Source organism: Stenotrophomonas hibiscicola ATCC 19867 (assembly GCF_000382065.1).
Lineage (GTDB): Bacteria > Pseudomonadota > Gammaproteobacteria > Xanthomonadales > Xanthomonadaceae > Stenotrophomonas > Stenotrophomonas hibiscicola.
On record NZ_KB907502.1, the window covers coordinates 203494 to 222506 of the forward strand.

Sequence of the window (19013 nt, forward strand, 5' to 3'; positions counted from 1 at the left end):
GCGTGGGATGGATGTGCGCGAGCCTTGCCCCATCAACCTATGACTATCACGGGCATTGAAGGACTTGATCGGCCAGTCGGGTAGGGAAAGTCCTACAGAAAATTAAGCAGAACCCCTGTGCATCAAAGCTGCTAATGGGCGCAGAATCGCTCCGCAAACCTGAACGGTTCGTTCATTCTATCTGGGGGCATCATGGGATCCAGTTGCTGGCGCTTTGTGACAGCGGTGCTGTGTGTGGCGAGCTTTTCCTCGGTAGCTCAGGAAACGGTGCAACCGGAAACCGAGTATGCAAATAAGGTCGGCAAGGCCCAGCAAATGGGACGGCTGAACGATGGAACCTTTGGAGAGAAGATCCCGCTTTTCAACGGCCAGCTAAGCTTCCGGACAACGGACGTATCCATACCAGGAAACGTCGGTCCTCCGGTTGAACCTGCGCGGAAGCGGAGTATCAGCGAGCGCTATCTCCATCAAGAAGTACCAGGCCTTCGGTACGCCGGAGCAGTCCAGCGCGATTTCCGTGAGTTCTCCAGAATCAGCAATAACTGATATTCCACGCGATCGTTACGGCAGGCCTACGGCGATCATTCGACGCAGCACTGATGGGTCTGCGCAGCTGCGCCGTAGTTTCGTCTACGGGCAAGGAGGCAAGCTCTGCAAAGCGATTGAACCAGAATCGGGCAGCACTGTTGTCGCATACGATGGCGCGAACAACATGCTGTGGTCGGCCAGCGGTCTGAATCTGCCCGATTCGTCTAGGTGCGATCTGGAGGCCGCCAACGGGTCCGGTCGGCGTGTGGAGAGATCCTATAGCTCCCGCAATCGTTTGATTTCACTGGCGTTCCCAGATGGCAATGGGAATCAGATTTGGAGCTATGCTTCCAATGGACTGCCGACTCAGATCGTGACCGACAATGACGGTGGTGTATCAAAGACCACAAATGTGTACACCTACAACAAGCGTGGTCTATTGACTAGTGAGTCGACTTCTCAGCATGGATGGTTCTCATGGGCAATTGGGTACGCTTACGACGCAAATGGCTCAAGGACGGGTATCCAGTATCCAAGCGGGCTCTATATCCCGCTGGAGCCCAACGCGCTCGGCCAACCTACTCGCGTTGGTAGCTATGTAAGCGGCGCGAGCTATCACCCGAATGGCGCACCAAGATCTTTCACATATGGTAATGGAGTAGGTTTCGAGCAGGAGCTGAATGGAAGGCAGCTGCCTTCGCGGATTACTGCATCGACGAATGTTAGTATTTTGAGTTATTCGTATGACGCGATCGGTAATGTCATTGATATTGTTGATGCGCTGGATGGTTCTCGCGATCGGAAGATGCAGTATGACGGGCAGGGTCGCCTGGTGCAGGCGGTATCTCCGGCATTCGGCGGGGACGGAATTGTTCGCTATACCTACGATGCTCTGGACAATATTCGCAGCGCCAAGGTTGCAGGGCGTAAAGATCACGCCTACACATATGACGCGAACAATCGATTAACGAACGTTCGTTCAGCCGACGGGGCAACCACGATTGGACTGGCCTACGATGTTCAAGGCAATCTCTCAATGCGCAATGGGCAGGCCTTCGTCTTTGATCTCGGGAATCGACTTAGATCTGCTCCAGGTCCGGAAAACTATCGTTACGATGCCCAAGGTCGCCGAGTGCTGGCTTGGCTTCAGGGTAGTGGTTCCATTCTTTCGATGTACGACAGCGAAGGTCGGCTGCGCCGCCAGCAGAGTGAGCGCGACGGGAAATCAAGAGAGTATCTGTACTTGGGTGGGCTGCTCGTCGCCACATTGGAAACGGGGGGCGATGGAGTTACACGACCAAAGTATCAGCACTTGGACGTGATCGGCTCTCCTGTCGCTGTTACGGATGCGTCCGGGGCGGTTCTGGAGCGGAGCTTCTATGACCCATATGGAGAAGTGCTCAATAAGCCTGTCGCCGACGGGGTTGGCTACGCTGGGCACATATCGGATGCGGTTAATGGGCTTTCGTATATGCAGCAGCGCTACTATGACCCAACCTTGGGCGCCTTTTTGAGCGTGGATCCAGTAACCGCGCACAGCAATCCACTCGGTGCATTCAATCGTTACAGATACGCGGCGAACAACCCATATCGATTCACGGATCCTGACGGCAGATGCGCGGTCCAGACGGGTTCCCGTATTTGTGGGTCCGCTGTAGGCAACTTGACAGTGATGCAGGTTGCGCCACCAAGCGTTCGATCAGGAGATGCAGGAGTTGCCAGAGGAACTGCTGGTACCGTAACAGGCGGGGTTCCTGCTGAGACTGGGGCTTCAGGACTCGTGCACATGCAAAGGGTGACGCTATCAGGACTCGGTTCGTCCTATCTTGATTCAGGTATGGCGGCGCGTGTTGATGAATGGGTGGACTCAGCTTCTGGTCAGGGAGTTGAGCTTCGTTTCAACTCTGCATATCAAGATGCGGCACGGCAGGCAGGTCTGAGAGGAGATCCGAACGCTATTACGCCGGCGCGCCTGAGTCTCCATTCGGCTGGGTTTGCTGTGGATGTGAATTATTCCAGCTTGCGAAACGTTCCGGGAGGCCTTACTGGTGACGAGCAGCGCAGTGTAATTAGGAGTACGGCTGCGGATGCAGGATTGTCTTGGGGGGGCTTTCAGGCCGAGTGATCCGCCTCACTTCTATTTCGATCCCGCGCCAGGTGGAGATAGGCAACCACTTATAGATGAAGCGGCCCGTCAAGTTCGCGCATTAAGGAATGGAGACTAAGAAATGATCAACTTGCAACTGTCACGAATCATCACGCTGACTCTGTTGCTCTTGCCTGGAGTCGCGATAGGCGATGGTTCTAAAATTCCTGCACCTACTTATTCGAACGTCTGCAGGCATCCCGAATCCGGCGACCTGTTAGGACTGGAATTGTCGTTCATCGGCGGCGCAGATCGAGGCTACGTCCTTGTACAAAGATACGAGGGAGAGGTTAGTACCCCCGAGGTCATGAAGATCGAGGTCCGTGGAGATCAACTTATTTTGCTGAACGGGAAGACAGAGTCCATCGCTCTTTTAAAGGAGAAAAGCGGCATGCGTGCAACCTATCTTGATGGGGCGCTAAGTCCCGCCGGTTCTGCCAATGAGAAGCTAACTCCTTCGCAGGCTGTATGGCAGGGAAGACAGGTCGGGGTGTGCAAGTAGCGTTGCCTTCTCGCGCTCTTGTCGCAGCCGCAACCGCATTCACACGTCCTCGATCGGATGGCGATAGCTGAGCTGTGCGGGTTGCCTAGCCAACCTGCACAGCTGCACTTCTCAACTCGGCTTCGCAAACACATCCAACCCCTTGCCCGTCTCCAGCAGCGACTTAAGGCTCGACAGCACGATCGGCCAGCCCTGGCGGATGCCGGTATCCATGCCACTGCCGGGTTCCAGCTCGTCGTGGGTAACGGTCAGCCGCACCATGTCCTGGTAGGGCACGATGTCGAAGGTCACCCGGCTGTAGGCATCCGGGTTGTCGGCTTGCGAGGCGGCGGCCCAGGTGATGACCAGACGCGAGGGCGGGGTGCTTTCCACCACTTCGCCGACCAGCTCGACCGAGCGCGTTTCGTTGGCGCGCACGTGCTGCCAGCGCGAGCCGGGCTTCCAGTCCGAGACGTTCTCATGGCCCCAGTAGCGGCTGGCGATCTCGGGGCGGGTGATGGCCTCGAACACCTTCTGTGGCGTGGAGGCGATATAGATCACGTGGATGAAGCGGGTGGTCTCTGCGGACATCGTCATTCTCCTTCCAGTTCTCGTTTCAGGTCATGCAGCAGGCTCAGGCGCTGCTGCTCGAACTTGCGTACCCAGCGCTCGTAGACTTCATGCAGCGGCACCGGGTTGATGAAGTGCAGCTTCTCGCGACCACGACGCACGGTGCTGATCAGGTTCGCGTCTTCCAGCAGGCCCAGGTGCTGGGTGACCGATTGCCGGGCCATGTCCAGGTGCTCGCAGAGCTGGCCCAGGGTCTGGCCGTTGTCTTCGCAGAGCAGGTCCAGCAGCGTTCTGCGCGTGGGGTCGGCCAGGGCCTTGAACACCTTGTCTGCATTCATGCGGGGCGTCTTCAGTTCCAGTTGTCGATCCTGACGTCGTGCGGGTTGGGCTGGCCCTTGCCGATTTCCAGCAGGGCTTTGAGGCTCATCAGGAACACCGCCCACTTGGTGCTGCAGTGGAAGGTGAACTCGACGCGTTCCTTCCAGCCTTCGTGGGTGAACAGCACGATGCAGTAGTCGCCTTCCTGTTTCAGTGCGAAGCGTGCATGCGTGCCGATCCATTCGGCGGGGCCGGCCAGGAACTTCCAGAGCACCAGCTCGCCGGGAATCAGCTGTTCCAGTTGCATTTCCATGGCGCCGATCTCCTGGCCGTTGTTCGTGAAGCGCACCCTGACCGTGCCGCCGGTCTCGCGGTCGCCGTGGGTGTCTTCAGCCCACCATGCGGCGACGCCTTCGGGGGTGGCCAGTGCTTCATACACCTGGCTTGCGGGGGCCTTGATGCCGACCCGGTGTGCGATATCCACCATTGCAGGTTCCTCGCGATGGGCAGGCAGGCGCCGCCGTCGAGTGGACTATATGCAGGTAAATGCCTGCATGTCAAATCTGGCCCACGGACGTCCGGCCCTGGTAGTGCCGGCCGCTGGCCGGCATCCCGGTGGAGTTGGGGGTGTGCAGTTGCCGGCCAGCGGCCGGCACTACCAGATGCTGCCCACCCGGCAGCGGGGAGTTGACAGCGTGTCAACCTACTAGTAGGTTGACGACATGAAAGAGTCGCTCTCGCCCAAGGCCCAGGAGATCCTGGCCCACGCCCGTTCGCTGCTGGAGGCCGGTGGCTACAACGGCTTCAGCTACGCCGACGTGTCGGCGCGGGTGAACATCAGCAAGGCCAGCATCCACCACCATTTCCCCAGCAAGGCGGATCTGGTGCGCACGGTGGTTGAGCTGTACCGGGCCGAGGCGCGCGAAGGCTTGGCGCTGCTGGACCGGCAGCTGGGCGACCCGTTGCAGGAGCTCAACGCCTATGTGGACTACTGGTCCAGCTGTATTGCCGGTGGCACGTCTTCGTTCTGCATCTGCGCGATGCTGGCGGCAGAGGCACCGATGATCCCTGCGGAGATTGCCGAAGAAGTACGCGGGCATTTCGAGGATCTGAGCGGGTGGCTGACGGTGACGCTGGAGAAGGGCGCCGCGCTGGGCCAGTTGCGCCTGCAGGGTTCCCCTGCGGACGAGGCCAGGGCGTTCATGTCGTCGGTGCATGGCGCGATGCTGGCCGCGCGCGGTTTTGGTGACGCGGCGACCTTCGCGGCACTGGCACGGTTGGCGATCGCACGGGTGAGCGCGGCGTCCTGAGAGATGTGTGGTCGGCCTGCGGTGACGCGGGCCTTCTTTTTGAGTCTAACGCCTACCTACTAGTAGGTTCATTCTGTCCCTGGAGATGTCCCATGTCCCACCCTCTGTCCACGCTTGGCGTGATCCATACCGCTGTCAGCCTGATCCCGGTGTTGAGTGGCCTGTATGCCTTCATTCGTCATCGCGCAATCGATCCCGCCACGCGCGCGGGCAAGCTGTACCTGCTCGGGCTGGTGCTGTCGGTGGCCACCTCGTTCACCGTCTCCAGTACGGGCGGGATCAACCCGGGCCACGCATTCGGGTTGATCGTGCTGCTGGTCGCCTTCGGCGGCGTGCTGGCCGCCCGGCTGCGCTGGCTGGGGCGCGCAGCGCGTTACCTGTCGACCTTCGCGCTGTCGTTCAGTTTCCTGTTGTCGCTGGTGCCCGGCGTCAACGAAACGCTGACCCGCGTGCCGGCAGCGCATCCGATTGCTGCCGCGCCGATGGCCCCGGTGGTGCTGCATACGTTGCTGGGATTGGCGGCAGTGTTTGTGCTGGGCTTTGCCGCGCAGTGCTGGCGCATGCGGTCTCAACCGGTTCGCAGGCGCCCTTGAGCAGAGGCACCTCAGTCCCGCATGGCCATTTCAGCCAGCAACGACTGCGGTTCGATCAGCGCAGCCGAACGTGTGGCATCCACCCGAACATGCCGGCTGCAGAAGTTGAACACCCGACCCTCGGCAGGCGCGGATACGTCTGGCGTTGCGTCCGGTGTTTCGATTTCCAGCACTTCATCCACCGCCAGCGCCAGGGTTGCGCTACCGGCGTTGATCAAGAGCACGGCAGGGCTGCCGCCACCGAATGCCGGTTGACCGCTGAGCCTGCGCAGGTCGGCTACCGGCAACGGCTGCCCTCGTACCTCCAGGTTCCGCCTGCCATGCTGATCTGCAGGGCCGAAGGTCTCGGGGCCGCGTATTTCCACGGCCACCTGTACGTCGATCGCGAACAGGGCCGTGCCTACGCGCAGGACGACAACCTCGAACAACTCGGCAGGCGAGGCACGTGTTTCCGTTGAAGGTTGAGCAGGTACAGGCATGCTGTAATGATGACGTGCGCAGGGAGTACGCGGCCGCGTGGGACTACGCGCGCAAGGCGGCGGTTCAGCTGGATCCGACGGATGCATGGTGCGCACTGAGCGGGCCGATGCGCGGAAAGTGCGGACGCAGCAGGCCGACGAGCTGATCCATGCCCGGAACGGCATGGCCAAATTCGTCCCATCGCGCATTGACCAGGCCGGACACCATGATCTGCCCGGTGTCGATGCGGGTCATGGCCCAATAGGGAACAGCACGCGCGCTGATGGCCATGTCCAGTACCGGAACGACGGCAGCATGCGAGCGACTGTCATGGATGCGGCGCTTGACCGCCTCCAGGCCGTCGGGAGGACCTTCGACGTACTGGAAAAACCGCTGACCGTCGACGAGCAGCGCTCCGGTAACGTCCACGCGACGGTTGAACGTGGCAGAGCAGGAGACGATCTGCCGGAGGATTTCATCGGAAAGCCCAGCCGACATGTGGCTGGAGTAGGCAAATGCGTGGAGCATGGAAGGGGTTCTTGTGACGCCCGTCACTATACGTGGGGCGCCGTAGCCTGCCGTGAGCCTTTCCTCACGCATCACTTGGGAGTGATGCGTTGGATCAGCAGCCCACCAGCCGATCCGCGCCAATTCCGCCGCGATGCTGGCTGCGGTATTCGGTAGGACTGGCGTCCACCTGGCCGCGGAAGTGCCGGCGGAACGACTCCTGCGAACCAAAGCCGGCCTGCTCGGCAATCCACTGCAGCGGCCGGTCAGTGGTTTCCAGCAGCTCGCGGGCGAATGCCACGCGCTCGCGGATCAGCCAGTCGATGGGTGACAGGCCGGTGGCTTCCAGGAACTGCCGCTGCAGGGTGCGCTGGCTGAGCGCGGCCTGCTCGGCAAGACTGCCCAGCGAGTGCGGCTCGCGCAGGTTGCGGCGCATCCATTCCATCAGTTTTGCCAGACGCGAGGGCTCGCCATGGGGAATGGCGCGGCTGACGCGCTGGCTGCGTTCGGCATCACGCCATGGCGCCAGTACCAGTCGCTCGGCCACCAGGTTGGCCACGCGCGCACCGTAATCCTTGCGCACCATGTGCAGCATCATGTCCATGCCGGTGGCCGAGCCGGCCGAGGTGATGATGCTGCCGGTGTCTACATACAGTGCATCTTCGCGCACATCGATGCGCGGGAACTCGCGTGCGAGCGCTTCGGTGAGGCGCCAGTGGGTGGTGGCCTGGCGGCCATCGAGCAGCCCGGCCCACGCCAGCGCGAAGGCACCGGAGCAGATCGAAGCGATGCGCGCGCCACGGCCGTGGGCACGGATGAGTGCATCAAGCAGCGCCTGTGGCGGGCGCTCGCTGGGCTCGCGCCAACCGGGAATGACGATGATGTCGGCGTCATCAACTGTGCTGAGGTCGTAGGGAAGCTGCACCTGCGTTCCGCCAAGCATGCGCAGCGCACCGGGTTCACCCGCGCACAGCTGGGTGCGATACCAGGCTACGCCGAGTTCCGGCCGCACCGGCGCGAACAGGCCAACCGCACAGCCGAACTCGAACAGGCCCTGGCCGTGGCAGGCAACGATGGCGACGAGCGGCGCGGTGGGATCGGCGGGTGGGCTGGGCATGGCTTGATGCTACGGGTGCAGATGCGGGGCGCTGCGTGGTGCGAGGGCATCAGGTGATGCCGACCAGGCATATGGAGCGGTCGCTCCCCTCTTGTAGAGCCGAGCCCACGCTCGGCTCAATACCGGCAGGGGGATGCATCTGACGCCGTCGCGAGGAGCAGCCGAGCGTGGGCTCGGCTCTACAGAATGCAGGGCACCGGTGCTGCGGCCTAACGTCATTACCAGCGGTCATGTGGGTGGCCGGATGTTACGGCTGGGTGACGCGATCCCGCCTGTTGCCGTGGGTGAACAGGCCCTTGAATGGAAGCGTGTTTCCGGCCCACCCCCACGAGCCCCCATGCCTGCCGCCCACACCCCTGTCCTGAGCACTCTCGCGGTTCTGATCACTGCTATCCTCGCCGCGTCGCCCACCCATGCGGCCGAAGCCGATGCCGATCCTGCCGCCACCGCCGCGACAGCCAACGTGGCAGCGTCCACGCTGGATGCAGTGGTAGTGACCGGTTCGCGCACCAGCACGCGCACGGTGAAGAACAGCTCCACGCCCATCGATGTGATCTCTGCCGAGGACCTTGCCGCTACCGGGCAGGGCAACCTGCTGGAAGCGTTGCAGCGTGCGCTGCCGTCGCTGAGCCAGATCGGTGGCTACCAGAGCGACCAGGAAAGCCTGATCCGTGGCTACCAGCTGCGCAACCTGTCGCCGGGCTACACGCTGGTGCTGGTGAACGGCAAGCGCCGCAATGCCAGTGCCTATGTGAGCGGTGCCAATGGGGGCGGCTTCCCAGGCCATGCGTGGGCGGACCTGGCGTTGATTCCGGTGTCGGCCATCGATCACGTGGAAGTGCTGCGCGATGGTGCGTCTGCCATCTATGGCTCCGATGCGATTACCGGTGTGGTCAACGTGATCCTGAAGTCGCAGGCGCACGGTGGCGAGCTCGCCGTGGAAAGCGGGCAGAGCATTGATGGCGATGGCTCGCGAACCAGCGTGCGTGCCAACGTGGGCCTGCCGTGGGGTGCCGATGGCTTCGTCAACCTGTCCGGCGAGACCACGCGGCAGCACCACGCGATCCGTACCCGCCGCTACATCGATGGCTATCTGAGCTACCCGGCGGTGGATGGTAGCGGCAATCTGGTGGCGCTGCGTCCGAACAACCGGCTGCCGGCCGGTGCAACGCCGAACCCGGCCGAAGCCAGCCGCAACGCCGAGGCCAATACCATCCTCAGCGCGCCGTCGTATGCGCTGAAGGCCTTCGCGGTGAACGTGGGCCATGGCCTGGGCGACAGCGCGCAGTTCTACGCCAATGCCACCGCCAGCGACCGCACCGCGCAGGCGATCCAGAACTTCCGCCTGCCGGCGACCATCTTCACCACTTACAAGGCTCCAGGCGTGCTGAGCGTGTTTCCCGATGGCTTCCTGCCGGTGCTGGAAACCAAGGAGAAGCAGTACACCGGCACCGCGGGCGTGAAAGGCCAGATCGCAGGCTGGGACTACGACGCCAGCCTTACCGGCAACCGCAGCACGGTGCGCACCTATACGCGCAACTCGGTGAACTACTCGCTGCAGTACCCCGGCTCGCCCACCGATTTCTACGACGGCAAGCTGGACTACCAGCAGGGTATCGCCAACCTCGATCTGCGCCGTGGCTTCGAGGTGGCGGCATTCGCCTCGCCGCTGGAAGTGAGCGCGGGCGCCGAATACCAGCACGAAAAGTACGAACGCGGGGCCGGGCAGTGGGAGTCGTATACCGGCTTTGGTGCTGCGGCGTTCGTCGGCTATTCGACTGCCGATGCGGTGAAGGCTACCCGCAACAGCAAGGCGGTCTATGTGGGCGCGGCCACCAACATCACCTCGCGCTGGTACCTGGATGCCGCCGCGCGCTGGGAAGACCATTCCGACTTCGGCAGCGTGTCCACCGGGCGCTTGACCACGCGCTTCGACGTCACCGATGCGCTGGGCGTGCGCGCGACGGTCAGCAACGGTTTCCATGCACCCAGCCTGGGCGCGCAGTTCTACCAGGCCACGGGCAGCTGCCCCTGCGGCACCACGCTGGTTGCGCAGGTGTCTTCGCCGGCGGGGATCGCACTGGGTGCCACGCCGCTGAAGCCCGAGAAAGCCACCAACTACAGCCTGGGCGTGACCTGGGACCCGAGCCCGGCGTTCCACCTGGCCGTGGATGCGTACCAGATCGATATCCGTGGCCAGCTTGGGCAGTCCAGCCAGATCGGCTACAACGCACAGGATCCGGCGCGCATCACCGACAACAGCGGCACGGTGCTGAGCGCAGCGCAGAAGAACACCATCGATGCGCTGCTGGGCTCGGCCGGCATCAGCATCCTGCCGGGTGATGCGTTCTACGCCAGCTACTTCACCAACGTGGGCAATACCCGCACACGCGGTGTCGAGCTGACCCTGGAGGCCAACCAGGAAACCGCGTGGGGCAAGCTGCGCTGGAGCTATGCGGCCAACGTGGGGCGTACCACCATCCAGAAGGTCAGCGACATTCCGGCGGCGCTGCAGGGGCTGCCGAACATCAACCTGTTGACCAGGACCAGCGAGTACGCGCTGCGCTTCCGTACGCCCAGCTACACGCAGGTGGCGGGGTTGGGCTGGCAGAACGGGCGCTGGCGCTCGAACGTCGACTTCACCTACTACGGCCCGATCAAGCGCCTGAACAACGGCGTGGAGTACAAACAGCCGCCGGTGCTGGTGACCAATCTCTCCGGTGGCGTGGAACTGGGTGCGGGCTGGAGTGCGGCGCTGGGCATTAACAACGTGTTCGACAAGCGCACCCGCAAGGTGCCGGAGTACGCGCGCAGTGCCACCGATGTGGCGAGCATCGAGACGACCTGGGATTCGGGCGACGTGCTGAGCCGCATCGGGGCGTTCTGGTACGGGCGGATCAATTACCGGTTCTGAGGTGGAGCAGCCGAGCATGGCTCGGCTCTACACAAGGCGAAAGGCGGCCGGCGGTAGTTCGGCATCATCGAGGAGCAGTTCATGTCTTCTGCATTGAGGGTGGTTGCAGTGGTGGGGTCGCCGACCAGTTCGGCGACGTCGCGCACGTTGCTGTTGGTGCGGTACCTGCTGGCGTCGCTGCAGCAGCGGGTGCATGCCAGTGTGGATCTGGTGGAGCTGGCACCGATCGCGCGTTCGCTGGGGCAGTCGTTGTCGCGCGACGAAGTGGAGCCCGCCGTGGAGCAGGCGCTGCAGACGATCGAGGCGGCCGGGCTGCTGGTAGTGGCTGCGCCGGTCTATCGGGGATCGTATCCGGGGCTGTTCAAGCATCTGGTCGACTTCATCGGCCTGGAAGCGCTGGTGGATACGCCGGTACTGCTCGCGGCAACCGGTGGCAGTGAGCGCCATGCGCTGGTGATCGATCACCAGCTGCGGCCGTTGTTCAGTTTCCTGCAGGCGCACACGCTGCCGATCGGGGTGTACGCCACGCCGGCCGACTTCGAGGGTGAGCACATCACCAGTGTGGCCTTGCAGGCTCGCATCGCGCTGGCGACCGAGCGTGCGGCCGGACATCTGGCCACGCAGTCGCTGGCGGTAGCGGCGCCGCTGCGACGCATCGCCTGAGGGCATAACCGGCGGCGCTTTGCTTATGGCCAAGGCGCATCTGCGTGGCCGAATCTGACCGCCGATTGTCGCCTGGCATCGCTGTCGCGGTCGCGGTCATCTCTAGCATCGATATCGAAGCGGCATCGCATTGCCGCCCCCCGATGAGGACGACCCCGTGAGTCTGGACGCAACCGATAAGCCCATCCTGTTCCTGCTCGACCGCGAGTTCGAGGACGGACAGATTCCCGGCCAGCGCTTCTTCTGTCGGCACAGCCTGCTGCTGGAAGGGGCGCTGTCGAGCATCGACGGCCTGGACGCGCAGCTGGACGTGCGCCGCATCGGCTTCGCGCGGCCGCGCCGCGAGGTGATCGCCGAGATCGGCGAGCAGGACCAGTCGCTGCCCAAGCTGGTGCTGCCGCAGGGCGTGCACAGCGAGCTGGCCAGTGGTGCGCACCAGAACCGCCAGTACATCTCCGGTGCCGAACCGATCCTGGCTGCGCTGAACGGGTTGCTCGGCATTCCCGTGGCCCACCCCTGAGCGAGGACGCGACGATGAGCTATCAGATCAGCGTATTGGACAAGAGCCCGGCGGCCGAGGGCGCCTCACCGGAGCAGGCGCTGCGCAACAGCCTGCAGCTGGCTCAGCGCGCCGAGCAGCTGGGTTACCACCGGTACTGGTTTGCCGAGCACCATGCCGCGCCGACCTTGGCCAGCCCCGCACCGGAAGTGCTCGCGGCCTGGGTACTGGCGCAGACCCGGCGCATCCGAATCGGCAGCGGCGGGGTGATGCTGCGCCACTATGCGCCGTACAAGGTAGCGGAGAACTTCAACCTGCTGTCGGCGCTGGCGCCGGGGCGTGTCGATCTGGGCGTGGGCAAGGCACCCGGTGGCCTGCCGGCCTCTACGGCTGCATTGGCAGCAGGGCGGCCGGCGTTTGCCGACTTCGACCAGCAACTGCGCGACCTGGAGGGCTACCTGTCGGGTACCGACGCCGAAGCGCAGGCGCGCCCGATCCCGCAGCAGGCGCCGGAGCGCTTCCTGCTCGGTGCCAGCCCGCAGAGCGCGAAGCAGGCGGCCGAGCTGGGCTGGCGCTTCGTCTACGCCGCGCACTTCGATGGTGATCCGAAGCACATCGAGGCCGCATTCGACGCCTACCGCAGCGTCTCCTCGCAGCCCCCGCTGCTGGCCACGGTGGCCTTCGCCGCACCTACGGCCGAAGCGGCTGCACGGCATATCGGTGCGCTACGCGTCTACAAGCTGCACCTTGGTCCCGGGCAGGCGGTGAACCTGCCCAGCCCCGAGGCGGCTGCCGAGTACGCGCGCCAGGTGGGCGTTGCCGACTTCCGCATCGAGGAAACGCGTCCGAGCGTGCTGTCCGGCGATGCGCAGCACGTGCGTGACGAACTGGATGCGCTGCATCGGCGCTTCGGCGTGGGCGAATTCATCCTCGACGCGCCGGTGGCCGACCTCGACGCACGCCTGACATCCCTTGAACTGCTGTCGCCCGCGCCGCGCGCGGCGGTGGCCTGACCTGCAGGAGCGATTCCCATGAGCACCACCCCGCGCCACATTCCGTTCGGCATCATGCTGCAGGGCCCCGGCAGCCACATGCATGCCTGGAAGCATCCGTCCAATCCGGCCGATGCCAGCGTCAACCTGCAGTTCTACATCGACATTGCGCGCACCGCCGAGGACAACGGCATTGCCTTCGGTTTCGTGGCCGATGGCCTGTACATCAACGAGAAGTCGATCCCGCATTTCCTCAACCGCTTCGAGCCGATCTCGCTGCTGTCGGCGCTGGCCACGGCAACGAAAAAGATCGGCCTGGCGGGCACGCTGTCGACGTCCTACAGCGATCCGTTCACGGTGGCACGGCAGTTCGCTTCACTGGATTTGCTCAGTGGCGGCCGCGCCGGCTGGAACGTGGTGACCTCGCCACTGGAGGGTTCGGGCCGCAACTACGGCCGGCCGCACCCGGATCACGCGCTGCGCTACCAGATCGCCGATGAGTACCTGGACGTCGTGCAGGGGCTGTGGGATTCGTGGGACGACGACGCCTTCGTGCGTGAGCGCGACAGCGGCACCTTCTTCGCACCGGAGAAATTCCGCCGCCTCGACCACAAGGGCCGCTTCTTCCAGGTGGAAGGCCCGCTCAACATCCAGCGTTCGCCGCAGGGACAGCCGGTAATCTTCCAGGCCGGTTCGTCTGACGATGGCATCGCGCTGGCCGGCAAGTACGCCGATGCGGTGTTCACCCATTCGCCATCGCTGGAAAAAACCCGTGCATTCACCCAGAAGGTGAAGAACTCGGCGATCGCGCACGGCCGCAGCGGCAATGACGTGAAGATCTTTCCGGGCATCGGCCCCATCGTCGGCCGCACCGCCGAGGAAGCCGAAGCCAAGTATCAGGCGATTGCCGCACTGGCCACGCTGGAGGATGCACTGGCGTACCTGGGGCGCTTCTTCGATCACCACGATTTCAGCCAGTACGATCCGGATGCACCGTTCCCGGAGCTGGGTGACATCGGCAGCAACTCGTTCCGTTCCACCACCGACCGCATCAAGCAGGATGCGCGTGAGAAGGGCCTGAGCCTGCGCCAGGTGGCACTGGAAGCAGTGAGCCCACGGCCGAACTTCATCGGCACACCGGAGCATGTGGCCGATGAGCTGATCCGCTGGTTCGATGCCGGTGCCAGCGATGGCTTCATTCTCGGCTTCGCCGCGCAGCGCGAGGGCCTGGACGATTTCGTGACCCAGGTGCTGCCGATCCTGCAGGCGCGCGGCTACCACCAGCGCGAGCTGGAAGGACAGACCCTGCGCGAGCATCTGGGTCTGCCGTACAAGGCCAGCCGCTATTCGACCGACGCCGAGCCGGCACGGAAGGCGGGATAAGGCGATGAGCGGAGAAACCGCGGTAGCGCCGGGCCACGCCCGGCGGACTTCCCCAACCAGTGGCATATTGCCCGAGATCGCGGCACGCGCCGAGGCCACAATCGCGATCCGCCATGACCTGCACCAGCACCCGGAGCTCGCCTTCGAGGAGCACCGCACCAGCGCCCGCGTGGCCGAGCTGCTGCAGCAATGGGGCTATGAGGTGACCACCGGCCTCGGTGGCACCGGCGTGGTCGGCACGCTGCATCGCGGGCAGGGCAGCCGTCGCCTCGGCCTGCGCGCCGACATCGACGCACTGCCGATCCATGAGGACTCCGGCCTGGCCTACGCCAGCCAGACCGACGGCCTGATGCATGCCTGCGGTCATGATGGTCACACCGCCATCCTGCTGTCTGCGGCGCATTATCTGGCCCATCACGGCAATATCGACGGCACCCTGCAGCTGGTGTTCCAGCCGGCCGAGGAGACGGGCTCGGGCGCATCGAAGATGATGGCCGATGGCTTGTTCGAGCGTTTCCCGGTGGATGCGATCTATGGGCTGCACAACTGGCCGGGCGTGCCGGTGGGCCACTTCGGCTTTGTCGATGGCCCGGCGATGGCATCGGTGGATTGGGCACGGCTGAAGGTGATCGGCAAGGGTGGCCATGGCGCCGAACCACAGGGCAGCGTGGATCCGATTCTGGTCGCCGCGCACATCATCACTGCGCTGCAGAGCGTGGTGTCGCGCAATGTCGATCCGCGGCAGATGGGGGTGGTGACCGTCGGTTCGATCCACGGTGGGCAGGCCGCCAACGTGATTCCGGACATGGTCGAGCTGAAGCTGACCGTGCGCGCCTATCTACCGGAGGTGCGCGATACCCTGCGGCGCCGGGTCACCGAGATTGCCGAACAGACCGCCGCCGCGTTCGGTGCGCGCGCCGAGATCGAATTCCCGCGCGGCTTCCCCAGTGTGATCAACCATCCGCAGCAGACCGCCTACATCCGCGAGGTGGCCGTGCAGGGCTTCGGCGCCGGACAGGTGGTGCCCGACTTCGCACCGCGCACGGCCAGCGAGGATTTCGCGTTCCTGCTGCAGGCACGACCGGGCAGCTTCGTGTTCGTCGGGAACGGCGAGAGCGCACCGCTGCACAGCCCGCGCTATGTGTTCAACGACGCCGCCATTGCCCCCGCCGCCAGCCTGTGGGCGCGGCTGGCCGAAGACTATCTGGTGAAGGACGTGGCATGAGCAGCAGCGAACGCTTCCTCTATACCTCGGTGGATGATCCGCTGGCGCGGCCGCTGTTCGACGGCCTGGAACAGGAGTACGACACCCGCTATGCCGACGTGCGCCGACGCATCGGTGGCAGCGCTCGCGAGGAGCTGCAGCGCTACCCGGCGCAGGCCTTTGCGGCCCCGGTGGGCGCCTTCGTGCTGCTGCTGCGCGACGGGGTGGCGATTTCCGGCGGTGCGTTCATGCCGCACCGCGATCCGGATACCGCCGAATTCAAGCGCATCTGGACACTGCCCGGGCTGCGTCGCCAGGGCATTGCGCGGCGCGTGCTGCAGGAGCTGGAAGAGCAGGCGGCGCGGCAAGGGTACCGGAGGGTGTTCCTGACGACCGGCTTCCGCCAGCCTGAAGCTGTTGGCCTGTACCTGAGCCACGGCTACACCGCGTTGTTCGATCTGGAGGCCGACCCGGAAACGGTTGCGCATCTGCCGTTCGAGAAGCACCTGCGGGCGACGACGCCTGTCGTTACCCCTGCACAGGTACCGCTGCACGGAGCCCACGCATGAGCACACCGTCGACCGCGCTGGAGGGCATCGCCGCTCGTCCGGCGCCCGGACCGGCACTGAAGATCGTGCCGGCCCGGCATCCGCTGCAGGTGTTCGGCACGGTGCTGGCACTGGCGCTGATCCTGATCGGGCTGCAGTCCGTGCTGGGCAATCCGCGCTGGGGCTGGGGCACCTTCGCCGAGTGGTTCTTCGCACGCCCGGTGCTGGAAGGCCTGGGTCGCACGCTACTGCTGACCGCGCTCGGTACCGGCCTCGGCTTCGTGCTGGGTACGCTGCTCGCGCTGGCACGCGTCTCCGGCTCGCCGCTGCTGTCGGCGGTGTCGTGGGGCTATGTGTGGTTGTTCCGCTCGATTCCGCTACTCGTGCTGTTGTTGCTGTTGAACAACCTGGGCTATCTGTACAGCACCATCGAACTGGGCGTGCCGTTCACCGGCATCAGCCTGTTCTCGTACCCGACCACGCAGCTGATCGGTGTGTTCACCGCCGCGGTGCTGGGCCTGACCCTGAACCAGGCAGCGTTCTCGGCCGAGGTGATCCGCGGTGGCATTCTCTCGGTTGACCACGGCCAGTACGAGGCCGCGGCCGCGCTCGGCCTGCCGCGTGGCCGCCAGGTGCGCCGCATCATCCTGCCGCAGGCGATGCGTTCGATCCTGCCGGCGGCGTTCAACGATGTGATCGGCCTCGCCAAGAGCACCTCGGTGGTCTACGTGCTGGCGCTGCCGGAGCTGTTCTACACCGTACAGGTGATCTATCGGCGCAACCTGGAAGTGGTGCCGCTGCTGATGGTGGCCACGGTCTGGTACCTGGTGATCCTGACCGTACTTTCACTGCTGCAGCGGCGCGTGGAACAGCGCTTCGCGCGCGGCCAGCTGCAGCGCGAGCGCTCGGTGTCGCGGGTGTCGTCACCGGTGCGGACATCCAGTGATGCTGCGCCGCGCGTGGCCAACCGCCCGCGCATCGCCACCCAGGTGGAAGCGGGCGAGGGTGCGGCGATATCGCTGCATGGCGTGGGCAAGGTGTTCGGCGATCAGCCGGTGCTGGAAGACGTGAGCCTGGACCTGCGCGCCGGCAGCGTGACGGTGCTGATCGGCCCGTCCGGTGCCGGGAAATCCACGCTGCTGCGGTTGATCAACCACCTGGAACGCGCGGACAGTGGTTACGTGAATGTCGGCGGCCAGCTGATCGGTTACCGCCGCGAGGGTGACACGTTGTACGAACTTCCCGAGCGCGAGATCCGCCGTCGGCGTGCCGAGGTGGGCATGGTGTTCCAGGGCTTCAACCTGTTCCCGCATCTGACCGCGCTGGAGAACATCATCGAGGCACCGATCGCGGTACGTGGTGTATCGCGCGCGCAGGCCGAGCAGCAGGCGCGCACACTGCTGGAGCGGGTCGGCCTGGCCGACAAGGCCGATGCCTTCCCACGCCAGCTGTCCGGTGGCCAGCAGCAGCGCATCGCGATCGCCCGCGCACTGGCGCTGCAACCGAAGGTGCTGCTGTTCGATGAACCGACCTCGGCACTGGACCCGGAACTGGTGGCTGAAGTACTCAGCGTGATCGAGGAGCTGGCCCGTTCCGGCACCACGCTGGTGATCGTCACCCATGAGCTGAGTTTCGCCCGCCGCGTGGCCGACCACGTGGTGATGATGGACCAGGGGCGGGTGATCGAGCAGGGCACGCCCGAGGCGTTGTTCGAGCGCCCGCGCCAGCAACGCACCGCCGATTTCCTGGCCAAGACCCTATAGCCCTGGAAGGAACACCATGAGCCCTGCAGCACCCCGTCGCCCCTCGCGCAGCACCCTGTTGATCGTGGGCGTGCTGGTCATCGGCATCGCCGGCATCGTCTATTCGCGCGTGCGCCAGGCACCGGATGCCGGCGCCGTGGCCGCGACCAGTCTGGCCGGTGCGAACACGGCCGTGCTGAAGGGCACGTTTGACCCGAAGGCTCAGGCGTTGATCCCGGCCGACTATCGCTTCGTCACCCCCGGTACGTTCACCGTGGCCACTCATCCGGGGCAGCTGCCGCTGGCCGACTATGGTGCCGACAGCAAGGACGTGGTCGGCATCGAGCCGGACATCGCGCGGCTGATCGCCGATGGGCTGGGCCTGAAGCTGGTGATCGTACCGGTGGCCTGGCCTGACTGGCCGCTGGGGCTGGAATCGGGCAAGTACGATGCGGTGCTCTCCAATGTGACGGTCACCGAGGAGCGCAAGAAGAAGTTCGATTTCTCCAGTTATCGCTACGACCTGCTGGGCATCTACACGCGCGCCGATGGGCCGATACAGAAGATCGAAAAGCCCGCCGACGTCGCCGGGCTGAAGGTGGTGGTGGGCGCCAGCACCAACCAGGACCAGATCCTGCGCCAGTGGGACCAGCAGAACATCGCTGCCGGCCTGAAGCCGGTGGAGTACCAGTACTTCGACGACGCGGTGGTCGGCCGCTTGGCGGTGATCACCGGCCGCGCCGATGTCTCGTTCGAGCCCAATGCCACCGGCGCGTATTCGGCACGCGATGGCAAGGTGCGGCGTGTTGGCCTGTTCCCAGGGGGATGGCCGAACGCTGCGGCGATTTCGGTGACCACCCGTAAGGGCAGCGGCCTGGCCGACGCGGTGACGCAGGCGCTGAATACCCAGATCGGCAGCGGCACCTATGCGCAGGCGCTGAAGCGATGGAATGTGGCCGAGGAGGCGGTGCCGCAGTCGCAGACCAATCCGCCGGGGTTGCCGACGCTGCAATGACGCCGGGCGTGGCCCGGCGCTACC

Annotated in this window: 20 protein-coding genes; 14 read left to right on the top strand and 6 right to left on the bottom strand. The window is 64.4% G+C overall.

Going from position 1 to position 19013, the window contains the following annotated elements; all coding sequences use genetic code 11:
- Positions 1–424: 424 nt before the first annotated feature.
- Positions 425–2653 (top strand): RHS repeat-associated core domain-containing protein, encoded by a 2229-nt coding sequence (locus G370_RS1000000121660; protein WP_154081349.1) that lies wholly within the window; start codon positions 425–427, stop codon positions 2651–2653.
- Between the two features lie 103 nt (positions 2654–2756).
- Positions 2757–3176: a hypothetical protein gene (locus G370_RS0115015; protein WP_019661335.1), complete on the top strand. Its 420-nt coding sequence runs from the start codon at positions 2757–2759 to the stop codon at positions 3174–3176.
- Positions 3177–3287: 111 nt separating this feature from the next.
- On the opposite strand, the gene G370_RS0115020 is transcribed toward G370_RS0115015, so the two are convergent.
- Genes G370_RS0115020 through G370_RS0115030 form a run of 3 tightly spaced genes read right to left on the bottom strand, consistent with a single transcriptional unit; the run spans position 3288 to position 4530 of the window.
- Positions 3288–3746, bottom strand: coding sequence for an SRPBCC family protein (locus G370_RS0115020; RefSeq protein ID WP_026347174.1), 459 nt, complete (start codon positions 3744–3746; stop codon positions 3288–3290).
- 2 nt (positions 3747–3748) lie between these two features.
- Positions 3749–4063, bottom strand: coding sequence for an ArsR/SmtB family transcription factor (locus tag G370_RS0115025; RefSeq protein ID WP_005416268.1), 315 nt, complete (start codon positions 4061–4063; stop codon positions 3749–3751).
- An 11-nt stretch (positions 4064–4074) separates the two neighbouring features.
- Positions 4075–4530 carry an SRPBCC family protein gene (locus G370_RS0115030; RefSeq protein ID WP_019661337.1) on the bottom strand — a complete coding sequence of 152 codons (456 nt, stop codon included), beginning with the start codon at positions 4528–4530 and terminating at the stop codon, positions 4075–4077.
- Positions 4531–4765: 235 nt separating this feature from the next.
- On the opposite strand from G370_RS0115030, the gene G370_RS0115035 reads away from it, so the two are divergent.
- Both G370_RS0115035 and G370_RS0115040 read left to right on the top strand, forming a co-directional pair.
- The gene (locus G370_RS0115035; protein ID WP_019661338.1) at positions 4766–5353 is read left to right on the top strand and encodes a TetR/AcrR family transcriptional regulator; all 588 of its coding nucleotides are present in this window, start codon (positions 4766–4768) and stop codon (positions 5351–5353) included.
- A gap of 92 nt (positions 5354–5445) precedes the next feature.
- Positions 5446–5946 (top strand): hypothetical protein, encoded by a 501-nt coding sequence (locus tag G370_RS0115040; protein ID WP_019661339.1) that lies wholly within the window; start codon positions 5446–5448, stop codon positions 5944–5946.
- A gap of 11 nt (positions 5947–5957) precedes the next feature.
- On the opposite strand, the gene G370_RS0115045 is transcribed toward G370_RS0115040, so the two are convergent.
- The gene (locus G370_RS0115045; protein ID WP_245541230.1) at positions 5958–6317 is read right to left on the bottom strand and encodes a chemotaxis protein CheW; all 360 of its coding nucleotides are present in this window, start codon (positions 6315–6317) and stop codon (positions 5958–5960) included.
- Between G370_RS0115045 and G370_RS1000000121930 the strand changes: the two genes are divergently transcribed.
- A complete protein-coding gene (locus G370_RS1000000121930) occupies positions 6267–6404 on the top strand; it encodes a hypothetical protein (RefSeq protein WP_245541233.1) in 138 nt (45 codons plus the stop codon). The genes G370_RS0115045 and G370_RS1000000121930 overlap by 51 nt on opposite strands.
- Positions 6405–6489: 85 nt before the next feature.
- Here the strand turns inward: G370_RS1000000121930 and G370_RS0115050 are convergent, their stop codons facing one another.
- Both G370_RS0115050 and G370_RS0115055 read right to left on the bottom strand, forming a co-directional pair.
- On the bottom strand, positions 6490–6933 hold the full coding sequence (locus G370_RS0115050; protein ID WP_019661341.1) for a BLUF domain-containing protein: 444 nt from the start codon (positions 6931–6933) through the stop codon (positions 6490–6492).
- Positions 6934–7027: 94 nt separating this feature from the next.
- On the bottom strand, positions 7028–8029 hold the full coding sequence (locus G370_RS0115055) for a helix-turn-helix domain-containing protein (protein ID WP_019661342.1): 1002 nt from the start codon (positions 8027–8029) through the stop codon (positions 7028–7030).
- Positions 8030–8366: 337 nt separating this feature from the next.
- Here G370_RS0115055 and G370_RS0115060 point away from each other — a divergent pair, with 337 nt between their 5' ends.
- From G370_RS0115060 to G370_RS0115105, 9 genes are all read left to right on the top strand, one after another.
- Positions 8367–10943 (top strand): TonB-dependent receptor plug domain-containing protein, encoded by a 2577-nt coding sequence (locus G370_RS0115060; RefSeq protein WP_019661343.1) that lies wholly within the window; start codon positions 8367–8369, stop codon positions 10941–10943.
- Positions 10944–11024: 81 nt separating this feature from the next.
- Positions 11025–11606, top strand: coding sequence for an FMN reductase (msuE, locus tag G370_RS0115065; protein WP_019661344.1), 582 nt, complete (start codon positions 11025–11027; stop codon positions 11604–11606).
- 157 nt (positions 11607–11763) lie between these two features.
- Positions 11764–12126, top strand: coding sequence for a DUF3088 family protein (locus tag G370_RS0115070; RefSeq protein WP_010484654.1), 363 nt, complete (start codon positions 11764–11766; stop codon positions 12124–12126).
- Positions 12127–12140: 14 nt separating this feature from the next.
- Positions 12141–13118: an MsnO8 family LLM class oxidoreductase gene (locus tag G370_RS0115075; protein ID WP_019661345.1), complete on the top strand. Its 978-nt coding sequence runs from the start codon at positions 12141–12143 to the stop codon at positions 13116–13118.
- 18 nt (positions 13119–13136) lie between these two features.
- Positions 13137–14480 (top strand): LLM class flavin-dependent oxidoreductase, encoded by a 1344-nt coding sequence (locus G370_RS0115080; RefSeq protein ID WP_019661346.1) that lies wholly within the window; start codon positions 13137–13139, stop codon positions 14478–14480.
- A 4-nt stretch (positions 14481–14484) separates the two neighbouring features.
- Positions 14485–15705: a M20 aminoacylase family protein gene (locus tag G370_RS0115085; protein ID WP_019661347.1), complete on the top strand. Its 1221-nt coding sequence runs from the start codon at positions 14485–14487 to the stop codon at positions 15703–15705.
- Positions 15702–16253, top strand: coding sequence for a GNAT family N-acetyltransferase (locus G370_RS0115090; RefSeq protein WP_019661348.1), 552 nt, complete (start codon positions 15702–15704; stop codon positions 16251–16253). The genes G370_RS0115085 and G370_RS0115090 overlap by 4 nt, the downstream gene beginning before the upstream one ends.
- Complete coding sequence (locus G370_RS1000000122000) at positions 16250–17995, top strand: amino acid ABC transporter permease/ATP-binding protein (RefSeq protein WP_019661349.1); 1746 nt, start codon at positions 16250–16252, stop codon at positions 17993–17995. Before G370_RS0115090 ends, G370_RS1000000122000 begins: the two co-directional genes overlap by 4 nt.
- A 16-nt stretch (positions 17996–18011) precedes the next feature.
- A complete protein-coding gene (locus tag G370_RS0115105; RefSeq protein WP_019338456.1) occupies positions 18012–18989 on the top strand; it encodes an ABC transporter substrate-binding protein in 978 nt (325 codons plus the stop codon).
- Positions 18990–19013: the final 24 nt, after the last annotated feature.